This window comes from Pseudomonas sp. ZT5P21 (assembly GCF_054897785.1).
The window spans coordinates 3,075,592-3,089,846 of sequence record NZ_CM142705.1; the positions used below are offsets into that span (position 1 = coordinate 3,075,592).

Genomic DNA, 14,255 nt, shown 5'->3' on the forward strand with positions numbered 1-14,255 from the left:
CATCCCTGCTGATCCTGCCTGCCCTGCTCCGGCATGGACCGTGCAATCAGCTCGATATCCACTGCCGATCCGAGGAGCTGTCCCATGACCGAACATCAGGTAATCAATCCGCTGTCCCTTGGCGCCGACTTTGAAGCGCTGACCTCGAAGTTCCGGCCGATCTTCCAGCGCATTGCCGCCGGGGCCCTTGAGCGAGAACACCCGCAAGTGATGTGTCGTCAGAGCTGACGCCTTCGCGATCGAGTCGAAGAGATCAGCCCGGTCGCCGCAAAGTCTGGATATAGGTAAGATATCGGCCCTTCCCGCAGCCCACTTGCTGCCCCCCGCCGAATAAGCCGATTCCATGCCTTTCGAACTCAGCGTTGACCTCACCACCCTGGCCATTCTGGCCGTTGTCGCCTTCATTGCCGGTTTTATCGACGCCATTGCCGGCGGCGGTGGGCTGTTGACCACTCCGGCGCTGTTGACCGCGGGCCTGCCGCCGCATCTGGTGCTGGGCACCAACAAACTCAGTTCGACCTTCGGTTCGGCCACCGCCAGTTTCACCTTCTACCGACGCAAATTGTTCCATCCCCGGCAGTGGGTGCACGCCATCGTCGGCACGCTGGTCGGTGCGCTGACCGGTGCGGTGGTTGCGCATTACCTGCCCGCCGAATGGCTGAACAAGATGCTGCCGGTGATCGTGTTCGCCTGCGGTCTTTATCTGTTGTTCGGCGGCACGCCAAAAGCGCCGCTGGACAGCAACGCACCGATCAGGAAAAAGTGGCAATCGACCCAAGGCTTCAGCCTTGGCTTCTACGACGGTGTCGCCGGACCGGGCACGGGCGCGTTCTGGACCGTCAGCAGCCTGCTCATGTACCCCATCGACCTGGTGAAAGCCAGCGGCGTGGCCCGCAGCATGAACTTCGTCAGCAACATTGCGGCACTGTCGGTGTTCATCTTTTCCGGGCAAGTGGACTGGGTGATTGGCCTGAGCATGGGCCTGTCGGTCATGGTCGGTGCTTTCTTCGGCGCCCGCTCCGCCATCAGTGGCGGAGCCAAGTTCATTCGCCCGGTATTCATCACCGTGGTGCTGGGCCTGACCGTGCGCCTAGCCTGGCAACACTGGTTCAGCGTGGCCTAAGCGCCGCGCCACGTAGACGTCGATCAGGTAACGGGCAATCGAGCGTGACGCCGGCAACGGCGGCAGCTCGTGCACGTTGAACCACTGGGCGTCCTCGATCTCGTCTTCCTGGCACACAATCTCGCCACTGGCGTACTCGGCATGAAAACCGAGCATCATCGAGTGCGGAAACGGCCAGCACTGGCTGCCCATGTACTGGATGTTCCTGACCTCGATCTGCACTTCCTCGCGAACCTCACGGATCAGGCAGTCCTCGGCCGATTCGCCCGGCTCGGCGAATCCGGCCAGCGTGCTGTAGACCCCGGTAACAAACCGCGGTGAACGCGCCAGCAGGACTTCATCGCCACGGGTGATCAGCACGATCATGCTCGGCGAAATGCGCGGGTAGTAACGCAGATCGCAGGGTTCGCAATACATCGCCCGTTCGCGGAAGACTTGCTTCGTGGCCTGCCCGCAGTTACCGCAAAAACGGTGTTCACGGGCCCAGGTGCCAATCTGCGCGGCATAACCAAGCACTTTGTAAACGGTGTGATCACTTTCGAGCATGAACGCCCGCAGGCCTTTCCAGCTGCAGCCCGGCACTTCGCTATGACTGCGCAGCTCCAGCAGATACACCGGCTCGCCATCCAGGTGGCCTATGCCATGTTCGGCGAGCATCGACAGGTCCTGACGCTTGAGCCATTCGCGCGGGAACAGCGCGCCATTGTCATCGAACAGAAAACCTTCGGGGCTGCGCGCAACGGCCCAGCCGCCCGGTTGTTCGGTGTCCAGTACTGCGGTGGTCCAGCGTGAAATCATTTTTCAATCAATCCAGAAATTCGGGTTTCTGTTTGCCCATATGGGCAGCCATGGCCACGCGCAGATCAGTGGATTGCAGCATGGCGGCGTTCCAGGTGGCGACGTATTCGAGGCCGTCGTCGATGCGATGGTCACGCATGTAACTGATCATCTCTTTGGTGCCGGTGATCGCAATCGGCGACTTGCCGGCGATGTCGCGGGCGATGCCCATGACGCCGTCGAGCAGGCTGGCGGTGTCGCTGTAGACGCGATTGACCAGCCCGATACTGCGTGCTTCCTCGGCGCCGAACGAGCGACCAGTGTAAGCCAGTTCACGCAGCATGCCGTCACCGATGATCCGCGGCAAGCGTTGCAGGGTGCCCACGTCGGCGGCCATGCCGATGTCGATTTCCTTGATAGAGAATTGCGCATCTTCAGCGGCGTAACGCATGTCGCAGGCGGCAATCAGATCAATGGCGCCACCCAGGCAATAACCCTGAATCGCCGCCAGCACCGGCTTGCGGCAATTGTCGACAGCATTGAAGGAGGCTTGCAGCGCCAGAATCTTGCGACGCAGCAGGCGCGCGTTGCGGCCAACGTCCTTGCCCAGCTCGTTAGCCACACCGGCCAGCATCATCAGATCGATGCCCGACGAGAAATGTTTGCCGGCGCCACTGAGCACCACCACCCGCACTTCGTCGGTGTCGTCGATCCACTGGAAGATCTCGATGATCTCGTTCCAGAATGCGGCGTTCATCGAATTGATCTTTTCCGGACGATTGAGTTGCACATGAGCGATCTTATCGGCGAGTTCGACAGTGAATGCAGTGTACTGGGACATGGCAACGATCCTTTACCGGGCAAAAAAAGTAGCCCGAACTATAACAAGGCATCCCGTCCGGCAGTAAGGCAGCGGTTCGGCCAAAAGCGGGACCTCAACGCCCCCACATAGTGCGCAGCCGTTGCAGTGCGCGCACATTCATGTGAACGCCAGGTTACTTTTTGGGGCGCGATTACCAAAAAACATGCCCTTCGTCGGAACGTTCAGCCGTACTTCATGCACGTTCGTACCTCTTTGCACCGATTGTCGAACAATTTTGCCATCTGCCCTTTACCGCTCTAAGTTCTGGCCTAGACTCATTTTCGCGGGGCAAAACCGGCTGGTCACAAAGTGCAAAAAAAATCGAAACTTTTGCCGTTCGTGGTCGGTCCTCTGACAGGTAGGTGCGTTGCGACTGGTGCAATCCTTGCAGCGGCCACTCCAGACATTCTGCTTCAACGCATGGGCAGCGTTTGCTTACCGATGCGTCGCGCGTTTGCGCCCGGCCAGAGGATTGGCCACGAAATACCGTTTGCCAGACTTGAGAATTAGATCAACAACACGGGAGATTCATATGATCAGTACGGCTTTAGACATTCAGGGAGAGCGTGCTCATCAGCAGGTCGGCGAATCGAGCGCCGTGAGTGCCCCAAGTGCCCAATCGATCAACGTCCCGAGCACCAAGACGCTGACGCCGGTCGCCATCCAGAATCCCAATCGAAAGAAAGTGTTGTTCGTGACCTCGGAAATCGCCGACCTGGTGAAGACCGGTGGTCTGGGCGACGTCTCCGCAGCATTGCCCCGGGCGATGGCTCAGTTGCACGATGTTCGTGTGTTGATCCCCGGTTACCCGCAAGTGCTGCACAGCGAAAACCCGATTCATATTATTGGTGAACTGGGCGGTCACGCCGCGTTGCCTCCGTGCAAGATCGGGCGCATGGACATGCCCGACGGCCTGGTCATTTACGTGCTGATCTGCCCTGAACTCTACGAGCGCGAAGGTTCGCCCTATGGCGCCAACAACGGCCGCGACTGGCCGGACAACCATATCCGCTTCGCCCGCCTCGGCCTGGCGGCTGCCGACATCGCCGCCAACCTCGCCCAGATTCACTGGTGCCCGGACCTTGTGCACGCTCATGACTGGCCCGCCGGGCTCGCGCCGGCGTACATGCACTGGCGTGGGCAGCGAACCCCGACGCTGTTCACCATTCACAACCTCGCCTATCAGGGTGTGACCGGTCTCGGATCCTGCCCGGAGTTGGGCATTCCGGCGCATGCCCTGCAACAGGAAGGCATGGAGTTCTACGGCAAGATGTCGTTTCTCAAGGCCGGTATGGCTTATTCGAGCCACATCACAACGGTCAGCGCCACCTACGCCCAGGAAATCACCACGCCGGCCTTCGGCTGTGGCCTCGACGGCTTTCTCGCCGCCAAGACCCAGCAGGGCTTGCTCAGCGGCATTCCCAATGGCATCGACGAGAGCTGGGACGCCGCCACTGACTCGCACCTGTTCCGCCCCTTCAGCATCGGTGACTGGGAAGGCAAAGCGGTCAATGCGGCGCACGTGCGTGACCTGTTCGGCCTGGACGATTCAGAAGGCCCGCTGTTTGCCGTGGTCTCGCGACTGGTCTACCAGAAAGGCTTGGATCTGACAGAAGCCGTGTCCGAGTACATCGTCAAATCAGGTGGCCAGATCGCGATCATCGGTCGGGGCGAACCGGAAGAAGAACAAGCCATGCGCGAACTGGCCCTGCGTTTCCCGGGGCAAATCGGTGTACGCATCGGCTTCAACGAAACCGACGCCCGCCGCATGTTCGCGGGCAGTGATTTCCTGCTGATGCCGTCGCGTTACGAACCTTGCGGCCTGAGCCAGATGTACGCCCAGCGCTTCGGTTCGTTGCCGGTGGCCCGCAACACCGGAGGTCTGGCCGACACCATCGAAAACGGCGTGACCGGTTTCCTGTTCGACGAATCCACCGTGGAGAGTTATCAGGAAGCCCTGAGTCGGGCCTTCAAAGTGTTTGCCTTTCCCGACCTGCTCAATGCCATGCGCTGCCGCGCCATGGCCGCACCGTTCAACTGGTGCAAAGCGGTCGAACCCTACGCCGAACTCTATGAACAGCTGGTGGCTAAAGCACTGGGGAAATCGAACAGACAGTAAGAGGTTTTTGAACAATGCCGTTACGGACCCTAGAGACCTGGCCCCACGGCGCAATCATGCTGGACGCCGAACACACGCGTTTTGCCTTGTGGGCGCCAGATGCGTTTTTTGTCAGTGTCGAACTGGAAGATGGACAATCCTTGCCGCTATTACCTCAGGCTGATGGCTGGTTCGTGATCAAGGCGCGCTGCCCCGCAGGCACGCGTTACCGCTACAACATTGATGGCGAGCTAGAGGTACCTGACCCGGCCTCACGCGCTCAGGACGGTGACATTCATCGGCACAGCGTGGTGGTCGATCCTCTCGCCTACACCTGGCAACACCGCGACTGGATGGGACGCCCCTGGCACGAAGCGGTGATCTACGAGTTGCACGTGGGTGCTCTCGGCGGTTTCGCCGCAGTCGAGCAGCATCTGGCGCGGCTCGCCGAACTGGGCATTACCGCAATCGAACTGATGCCGCTGGCGCAGTTTCCCGGTGATCGCAATTGGGGCTACGACGGGGTTCTGCCCTTTGCGCCCCAAGCCTCCTATGGCACCCCCGAACAACTCAAGCACCTGATCGACACCGCCCATGGCCATGGCCTGGCGGTGATTCTCGACGTGGTCTACAACCACTTCGGCCCGGACGGCAATTACCTGCATCGCTATGCCAAAGAATTCTTCAATGAAGACAAGCACACGCCTTGGGGCGCGGCCATCGACTTCCGGCGGCGCGAGGTGCGCGAGTTCTTCATCGAGAACGCGTTGATGTGGTTGCTGGAGTACCGCTTTGACGGTTTACGCTTCGACGCGGTGCATGCCATCAAAAGCCCGGACTTTCTACAGGAACTGGCGCAACGCATCCGGCAGCAGATCGACCCGGCGCGACATGTGTGGCTGACGGTCGAAAATGAACACAACCAGGCCAGCTTGCTGCAGGAAGGTTACGACGCGCAGTGGAACGACGACGGCCACAACGCCTTGCACGTGCTGCTGACCGGTGAAACCGACGCCTATTACGCCGACTACGCCGACAATCCCACCGAAAAATTAGCGCGCTGCCTGAGTCAGGGCTTCGTGTTTCAGGGCCACACCAACCGCAATGGCGACGCCCGGGGTGAGTCCAGCGGGCACTTGCCGACCAGCGCGTTCGTCTTGTTTTTGCAAAATCATGACCAGATTGGCAATCGTGCATTTGGCGAACGGCTGCACCAACTGGCTCACCCCGACGCGTTGAAAGCCGCGACAGCGTTGTTGCTGTTGTCGCCGATGATCCCGTTGATGTTCATGGGCGACGAGTTTACCGCGCAAGCGCCGTTCCTGTTCTTCACCAGCCATCACGGCGAACTGGCGAAGCTGGTTCGCGAAGGTCGACGAAACGAGTTTTCCGCGTTCGACGCATTTGCCGATCCGGATAAACGTGAACGGATTCCCGACCCGAACGCGCAGCAGACCTTTGAAGACTCACGTCCGGACCTGATGGCGAGCCGGCAATCGGCCACTTACGAGCTGTATCGCCAACTGTTGAAAATCCGCCACGAGCAGATCATCGCCCGCGTGCCCGGCACGCACCCGCTGGGTGCCGACGTGCTGGCCAAAGGTGCGGTGACGGCTCGCTGGCAACTGGGCGATGGCAGTCTGCTGCGCATTGACCTGAACCTCAGCGACAAGCCAGTGGTCCACTCCCCACAGGCCGACGCTTCGTTGCTGTTCGAACACCCACCGAAGTCCGCCGCCCTGCTGGATGAGGGCACGCTTGCCCCGTATTGCGCGCTAGTCAGCCTCACGGCCGCAGCCCCTTTGCCAACCCCGGATGGAGAGCGCCAATGAGTGATGCGCAACTTGAAATACTGGCCAGCCGAGCTGGCTTGGCGGTCGACTGGATCGACGCCAATGGCCGCCCACAGAAAGTCGCTCCATCAGTGTTACGCAATGTCCTGATCGGACTCGGCCACCCGGCCGGCAGCGCACAGGAAATCGACGCCAGCCTGCTTGAATTGCAGCAGGTGCAACAGACCCTGCAACTGCCACCGATGCTGACCGCCGACTTTGGCGTGGGCCTCAACCTGGCGCATTACTTTGAGCCACAAACACCTTGCGAAATCCACCTCGAAGACGGTTCGCGGCTCCATCTGAAACTGGATGCCGAGGCGATGTTGCCCGGTCTGGTCCCGATCGGTTACCAGCATGTCAGCATTGACGGGCAATCCTTTACGCTGGCCGTGGCACCGGCGCGCTGCTACAGCGTCGGTGATGCCGTCGACAGTCCGATCCCACGCGCCTGGGGTCTTAGCGTGCAGTTGTACTCGCTGCGGCGTCCCGGCGATGGCGGTTTCGGCGACACCCAGGCACTGGAGGATCTCGCCCGGGTAGCCGGTGAACGCGGCGCCGAAGCGCTGGCGATCAGCCCGCTGCACGCGATGTTCAGCAACGACACCCAGCGCTACAGCCCCTATTCGCCGTCCAGCCGTCTGTTTCTCAACAGCCTGTACGCCGCGCCCGGCGCGATCCTTGGCGAGCGTGCGATGCGCACGGCGATTGATGCCACCGGGCTCGCCGCTGAACTGACGCAGCTGGAAGAACAGCCACTGGTTAACTGGCCCGTCGCGGCCGAAGCCAAGCACCGCCTGTTGCAGGCGTTGTACGAAGGTTTCGTTCAGGGCGAGCACCCGCTGCATGCCGATTTCAGTAGTTTCCGCCATGCCGCAGGCGAAGCGCTGGAAAACCACTGCCGCTTCGAAGCCATTCAAGAGGCCCGCGCGGCCAAGGGCGAAAACCTCGACTGGCGCGAATGGCCCGAACAATGGCGCAATCCGCGAAGCGCGGCGCTGGCTGAATTCGCCGAAGAGAATGCCGGGCGTATCGGCTTCTTTGCCTTTTGCCAGTGGCTGATCACCCGTTGCCTGGAGCGCGCGCAAGCCGCTGCTCGCGGCAGTGGCATGAGCATTGGCTTGATCGCGGATCTGGCGGTCGGTGCCGACGGTGGTGGCAGCCAGGCCTGGAGTCGCCAGGACGAGTTGCTCGCTTCCCTGACGGTGGGTGCGCCGCCGGACATTCTCAATCGCACGGGCCAAGGCTGGGGCATTTCTGCATTCTCACCCGAAGGTCTGGTGCGCCACGGTTTTCGCGCGTTCATCGAGATGCTCCGGGCCAACTTCGCGCACGCCGGTGGCCTGCGCATCGACCACGTCATGGGCCTGCAACGGTTGTGGGTGATCCCCAACGGCGCATCACCCGCCGATGGCGCGTATCTCTATTACCCGGTTGACGATCTACTGCGCCTGTTGTCCCTGGAATCCCATCGGCATCAGGCCATCGTCCTCGGCGAAGATCTCGGCACGGTGGCGGACGGCCTGCGGGAAAAACTCATCGCCCGCTCGATCCTCGGCATGCGCGTCATGCTGTTCGAACAGGACAACGCACACTTCAAACCGATCCTCGACTGGCCGGACAACGCATTGGCGACCACCAGCACTCACGATCTGCCGACGCTCAATGGCTGGTGGCATGGTCGCGATATCGACTGGAACGCCCGACTGGGGCTGGTCGATGCCAAAAGTGAAATCGAGTGGCGTCATCATCGCGAACGGGAGCGCGAAGGCCTGCGCCGCGTGTTGAGCGAAGATCCGCAGAATTTCCGCGAGGAGTCCCACGAAACCGATCAAGTGCTCGACGCGGCCATTCGCTTCCTCGGTCATACCCGCGCGCCGCTGGTGTTGTTGCCGCTGGAGGATGCCTTGGGCGTCGAACAGCAGGCCAACCTGCCCGGCACCATCGACGCCCATCCCAATTGGTCGCGACGCTTGCCCGGCGAAAGTGAAGCGTTGCTCGATGACCCGGACGCCTCCCGGCGCCTGGAACTGCTCGCTTGTGCGCGACTTCAAGCCGCCGAGCGTGACCGATGAATCAGCTACGTATTCAACCGCTACGCGCGACCCTGCGACTCCAATTCCATAAAGGCTTCACGCTCGATCAAGCGGTGCCGCTGGTGCCGTATTTCGCCCGCCTCGGCATCAGCCATGTCTACGCCTCGCCGTTGCTGAGCGCCCGCGCCGGTTCCATGCACGGCTATGATGTGGTGGACCCGACCACGGTCAACCCGGAACTGGGCGGAGAAGCGGCGTTGCGCCGTTTGGTCAGCGCGTTGCGCGAGCAGAACATGGGGTTGATCCTCGACATTGTTTCCAACCACATGGCGGTGGGCGGCGGCGATAATCCCTGGTGGCTGGACTTGCTGGAATGGGGCCGCTTGAGTCCGTTCGGCGAATTTTTCGACATTCAATGGCATTCGCCTGATCCGTTGCTGGAAGGCCAGTTGCTGTTGCCCTTCCTCGGCAGCGATTACGGCGTTGCATTGCAGGACGGCACCCTGCCCCTGCGCTTCGATGCCCAACACGGCACGTTTTACGTCGAACACTACGACCATCATTTCCCGATTTGCCCGATGAGTTACGGCGAACTGCTGAAAGCGGACGACGAGCAACTCAAAACACTCGCGGACCGCTTCAGCACCTTGGGCTATCAGACCGACGCCTATTGTCTGGCAAAGCCGTTGAAAGACGAGCTGCGCGAACTCGCCAGCGATCCGGCGATGCTTCAAGTTATTGAACAAAACCTGAAAGCCTACGACTCGCTCACGCCGGACGGCTTCCAGCGTCTGCACCAGTTGCTGGAACACCAGAGCTATCGCCTCGCCAGTTGGCGCACGGCAGCGGATGACATCAACTGGCGGCGCTTTTTCGATGTCAATGAACTGGGCGGTCTGCGGGTGGAACGTCCGGCCGTGTTCGAAGCGACCCACGCAAAAATTTTCGAGCTGGTGGCTGAAGGGCTGATCGACGGCTTGCGCATCGACCACATCGACGGCCTCGCCGACCCGCGCGGTTATTGCCGCAAGCTGCGGCGCCGAGTCGACAGCCTGGCACCGGATCGGCACTTGCCGATCTTCGTCGAGAAGATCCTTGGCGAGGGAGAAACGCTGCACCGAGACTGGTCCGTGGATGGCACCACCGGTTATGAATTCATGAACCAGTTGTCGTTGCTGCAACATGACCCCGCCGGCGCACAAACCCTGGGTGAACTATGGAATCGCTATAGCGAACGGCCCGCCGATTTTCGTCAGGAAGCGCAACTGGCGCGTCAGCAGATCCTCAATGGCTCGCTTGCCGGCGATTTCGAAAGTGTCGCCCAGGCCCTGCTGCAAGTGGCTCGGGATGACCTGATGACCCGCGACCTGACCCTCGGCGCGATTCGTCGGGCGTTGCAGGAATTGATCGTGCACTTTCCGGTGTATCGCACCTACATCAGCCCCCGTGGGCGCTCCGCGCAGGACGATGTGTTTTTCCAGCAAGCCATGGAGGGTGCGCGCCAAACACTCGGCGAAGCGGATTGGCCCGTGCTCGATTGCCTGGCTCGGTGGCTCGGAGGGGAACCGTGGCGCAAACGTCCGGCAGGTCGCCCGCGCAAGATGCTCAAGCACGCCTGCGTACGTTTTCAGCAACTGACCTCACCGGCGGCGGCGAAGGCCGTGGAAGACACCGCGTTGTATCGCTCGGCGGTTCTGCTGTCGCGCAACGACGTGGGGTTCAGCACCGAGCAGTTCAGCGCGCCGGTGGCCGATTTCCATGCGGCGTGCCTCAACCGCTTCGAAGAATTCCCCGACAACTTGCTGGCTACCGCGACCCACGACCACAAACGTGGCGAAGACACCCGCGCGCGGCTGGCAGTGTTGAGCGAGCGCAGCGCGTGGTTTGCAGAGCAGGTGCCGCTTTGGCAGGCGCTCGCTCGGCCTCTACGCAGCGACGACCAGATGCCGTCCACCGGCGATGAGTTGATTCTGTACCAGGCGCTGCTCGGAAGCTGGCCACTGGAGTTGCGCAACGACGATCAAGCGGCGTTCGAGAACTACACTCAACGAGTTTGGCAGTGGCAGCAAAAAGCCTTGCGAGAAGCGAAGTTGCAAAGCAGCTGGAGCGCGCCCAACGACGCTTATGAACGAGCGTGTCAGCAATTTCTCGAACATCTGCTGCTGAACCCCGAAGGTGAACTGCTGCGTGCAGCCCTCGGTAAAGCAGCGATGTCGATTGCGACACCCGGCGCACTCAACGGCTTGGCGCAAACCTTGCTGCGCATGACCGTGCCGGGCATACCGGACCTTTATCAAGGCAACGAATATTGGGATTTCTCGCTGGTCGATCCGGACAACCGTCGCCCGGTCGATTACGCCAGTCGTCAACAGGCCATGCACAGTGCGCCCGACCTGTCTGATCTGTTGGCCAACTGGCGTGATGGGCGCATCAAGCAAACCCTGATCGCGCGCACGTTGAACCTGCGCGCCGAGCATGCCGAGCTGTTTCAGAAAGGGTCCTATCAGGCGCTGGACGTGGTCGGCAGCGAGGCACACCGGATACTGGCTTTTGCGCGCACGTACAACCAGAAGCGGGCTATCGTGATCGTACCGATACGCTGCGCAGGCTTGCTGAAAAACAGTGCCGAACCCCTGGTTGGCGCGCAGCAGTGGGGCGATACGCGGGTCAATTTACCGTTCACCACCCCTGACGACAATCTGAAGGGACTTTTTTCCAGCGTCGCAGTCACAGATCACAAGGAGCTGATGATTGGCGCCGCGCTGGGGGATTTCCCGGTCAATCTCTTTATCCAACTCTGCCCGAAAGCTTGAGTTCAGTTCAGGAGCATAGCGATGAGTACCGAAGAAAAACGCATCCGCCAATTTGCGTATCAGATATGGGAATCGGAAGGAAAACCCGATGGCGAGGAAGCTCGGCACTGGGAAATGGCTCGCAAGCTGGCTGAAGCCGAAGCCCTGGCTCCAAGCAAATCGCCCAAGGCAGCCGGCAGCAAAGCGGCGGGCACCACGTCCACCGCCGGCAATGCCGCCAATGGCAAGGCCGGCGAGCCAAAGACCAAAGCCAAGGCTAAACCGTCCGCCGCGGCGGCGGTGATTGCGCCGGGCGAAAAATCCACCGAGAAGAAACCTCGGGCAGCGCGTAAACCGCCTGCGGGCTGACGCTTCCCGGCATTGTTCCGACTGACCTCGTGGCGGGCTCGCTCGCCACCGTGGATGCGTTCGTCCCCGATAAATTGTAGGAGCGAGCTTGCTCGCGATGGACTCAAGCACGCCGCGTTTGTTCAGACGAGTCGCGTAATCGTTAACGTCCATCGCGAGCAAGCTCGGCTCCTACAGTGAATTCCCTTTTTTTTGCAGGAGCATGCATGACCAGTCCAAAAAAATCCGCGCCAGAACCTCTTGCCGAGGCCTCGCGAATCCGCGAAGGCCTGCCCTTCCCGCTGGGTGCAACCTGGGATGGTCTGGGGGTCAACTTCGCGTTGTTTTCCGCCAACGCGACCAAGGTCGAACTGTGCATTTTCGATGACGTCGGCGAGGTTGAACTGGAGCGCATCGAACTGCCGGAATACACCGACGAGATCTATCACGGTTATCTGCCCGACGCCCATCCGGGGATGATTTATGGCTACCGCGTCTACGGCCCCTATGACCCGAAAAACGGTCATCGCTTCAACCACAACAAACTGCTGATCGACCCCTATGCCAAACAACTGGTCGGCCAATTGAAATGGTCCGAAGCGCTGTTCGGCTACACCATCGGCCACCCTGACGCCGACCTCAGTTTCGACGAGCGCGACAGCGCGCCCTTTGTGCCGAAATGCAAAGTCATCGACCCGGCTCACACCTGGGGCCATGATCATCGCGTGAGCGTGCCGTGGGACAAGACGATCATTTATGAGACGCACGTTCGCGGCATCAGCATGCGCCACCCTTCCGTCCCCGAGAACGTGCGTGGCACCTTCGCCGGGTTGATGGTCGACGACGTGCTGGAACACATCCGCAAACTGGGCGTGTCGACCGTGGAGTTGCTGCCGATTCACGCGTTTGTGAATGACCAGCATTTGTTGCACAAGGGCATGACCAATTACTGGGGCTACAACAGCATTGCGTTCTTCGCCCCGGACCCGCGCTACCTGGCGAGCGGCAAGATTGCCGAGTTCAAGGAGATGGTCGCGCACCTGCACGAAGCCAATCTCGAAGTGATCCTCGACGTGGTGTACAACCACACCGCCGAGGGCAACGAACAAGGGCCGACGCTGTCGATGCGCGGCATCGACAACGCCTCGTACTATCGCTTGATGCCCGACGACAAGCGCTTCTATATCAACGATTCCGGCACCGGCAACACCCTTGACCTGAGTCACCCGTGCGTGCTGCAGATGGTCACCGACTCGCTGCGCTACTGGGCCACGGAAATGCATGTCGACGGTTTCCGCTTCGACCTCGCGACTATTCTCGGGCGCTATCACGATGGCTTCGACGAACGCCACAGCTTCCTCGTCGCCTGCCGCCAGGACCCGGTGCTGCGTCAGGTGAAAATGATTGCCGAGCCGTGGGACTGTGGACCTGGTGGTTATCAGGTCGGTGGCTTTCCGCCGGGTTGGGTCGAATGGAACGACAAATTCCGCGACACCGTGCGCGCCTTCTGGAAAGGCGACGACGGTCAACTGGCCGACTTCGCCAGCCGCATGACGGCTTCCGGCGAGATGTTCAACCAGCGTGGTCGGCGGCCCTATGCGTCGGTGAACTTCATCACTGCCCACGACGGTTTTACCCTCAACGACTTGGTGTCGTACAACGACAAACACAACGAAGCCAACGACGAAAACAATCAGGACGGCAGCAACAACAACCTGTCCTGGAACCACGGCGTCGAAGGCCCGACCGACGATCCCGAGATCAACGAACTGCGCCAGCGGCAGATGCGCAATTTCTTCGCCACGCTGCTGCTGTCTCAGGGCACGCCGATGCTGGTGGCCGGTGACGAATTCGCCCGCACCCAGGACGGCAACAACAATGCCTATTGCCAGGACAGCGAGATCGGTTGGGTCAATTGGGACTTGAGCGAAGACGGCAAGGCTTTGCTGAAATTCGTCAAACGCCTGATCAAATTGCGCCTGGCCTACCCGATCCTGCGTCGCGGACGATTCCTGGTAGGCAATTACAACGAGGACATCGGCGTCAAGGATGTCACCTGGCTCGCACCGGATGGTAGCGAGATGAGTATCGAGCAATGGGAAGAAGCGCACGGCAAATGCCTTGGCATGTTGATGGATGGCCGTGCGCAAGAAACCGGGATACGCCGCAAGGGCGGCGACGCGACCTTGTTGCTGGTGGTCAACGCGCATCACGACATCGTCAACTTTACCCTGCCCGAAGTCCCGGACGGCGGTTTCTGGACCTGCATGATCGACACCAACCAACCGTCGATTCGCGGCCAGGAACGCTTCGAGTTCGGCCACGAATATTCCGTCACCGGGCGTTCGCTGCTGCTGTTCGAATTGCAGCATGAGGAAGAAGAGTGA

The 14,255-nt window shown here is 60.6% G+C and carries 10 protein-coding genes; 8 read left to right on the top strand and 2 right to left on the bottom strand.

Annotation, left to right across the window (positions count from 1 at the left end; translation table 11 throughout):
• The first annotated feature begins 84 nt into the window (after positions 1–84).
• Both ACYZT9_RS14435 and ACYZT9_RS14440 read left to right on the top strand, forming a co-directional pair.
• Complete coding sequence (locus ACYZT9_RS14435; protein WP_462010299.1) at positions 85–228, top strand: hypothetical protein; 144 nt, start codon at positions 85–87, stop codon at positions 226–228.
• 115 nt (positions 229–343) lie between these two features.
• A complete protein-coding gene (locus ACYZT9_RS14440; protein WP_462006115.1) occupies positions 344–1,123 on the top strand; it encodes a TSUP family transporter in 780 nt (259 codons plus the stop codon).
• Here ACYZT9_RS14440 and nudC read toward each other — a convergent pair.
• Together nudC and ACYZT9_RS14450 are read right to left on the bottom strand one after the other, a co-directional pair.
• A complete protein-coding gene (gene nudC / locus ACYZT9_RS14445) occupies positions 1,091–1,921 on the bottom strand; it encodes an NAD(+) diphosphatase (protein ID WP_462006116.1) in 831 nt (276 codons plus the stop codon). The two genes, ACYZT9_RS14440 and nudC, sit on opposite strands and share 33 nt — an antisense overlap.
• A 7-nt stretch (positions 1,922–1,928) precedes the next feature.
• Positions 1,929–2,741 (bottom strand): crotonase/enoyl-CoA hydratase family protein, encoded by an 813-nt coding sequence (locus ACYZT9_RS14450; protein WP_462006117.1) that lies wholly within the window; start codon positions 2,739–2,741, stop codon positions 1,929–1,931.
• 553 nt (positions 2,742–3,294) lie between these two features.
• Here ACYZT9_RS14450 and glgA point away from each other — a divergent pair.
• The 6 genes from glgA to glgX all read left to right on the top strand — a co-directional run bounded on the left by glgA (position 3,295) and on the right by glgX (position 14,255).
• Positions 3,295–4,881, top strand: coding sequence for a glycogen synthase GlgA (gene glgA / locus ACYZT9_RS14455; protein ID WP_462006118.1), 1,587 nt, complete (start codon positions 3,295–3,297; stop codon positions 4,879–4,881).
• Between the two features lie 14 nt (positions 4,882–4,895).
• Positions 4,896–6,692 carry a malto-oligosyltrehalose trehalohydrolase gene (gene treZ / locus ACYZT9_RS14460; protein ID WP_462006119.1) on the top strand — a complete coding sequence of 599 codons (1,797 nt, stop codon included), beginning with the start codon at positions 4,896–4,898 and terminating at the stop codon, positions 6,690–6,692.
• Positions 6,689–8,767 carry a 4-alpha-glucanotransferase gene (gene malQ / locus ACYZT9_RS14465; RefSeq protein ID WP_462006120.1) on the top strand — a complete coding sequence of 693 codons (2,079 nt, stop codon included), beginning with the start codon at positions 6,689–6,691 and terminating at the stop codon, positions 8,765–8,767. The genes treZ and malQ overlap by 4 nt, the downstream gene beginning before the upstream one ends.
• Positions 8,764–11,541, top strand: coding sequence for a malto-oligosyltrehalose synthase (locus ACYZT9_RS14470; RefSeq protein ID WP_462006121.1), 2,778 nt, complete (start codon positions 8,764–8,766; stop codon positions 11,539–11,541). The genes malQ and ACYZT9_RS14470 overlap by 4 nt, the downstream gene beginning before the upstream one ends.
• Positions 11,542–11,562: 21 nt before the next feature.
• On the top strand, positions 11,563–11,889 hold the full coding sequence (locus tag ACYZT9_RS14475; protein WP_462006122.1) for a DUF2934 domain-containing protein: 327 nt from the start codon (positions 11,563–11,565) through the stop codon (positions 11,887–11,889).
• A 206-nt stretch (positions 11,890–12,095) separates the two neighbouring features.
• A complete protein-coding gene (gene glgX / locus ACYZT9_RS14480) occupies positions 12,096–14,255 on the top strand; it encodes a glycogen debranching protein GlgX (RefSeq protein WP_462006123.1) in 2,160 nt (719 codons plus the stop codon).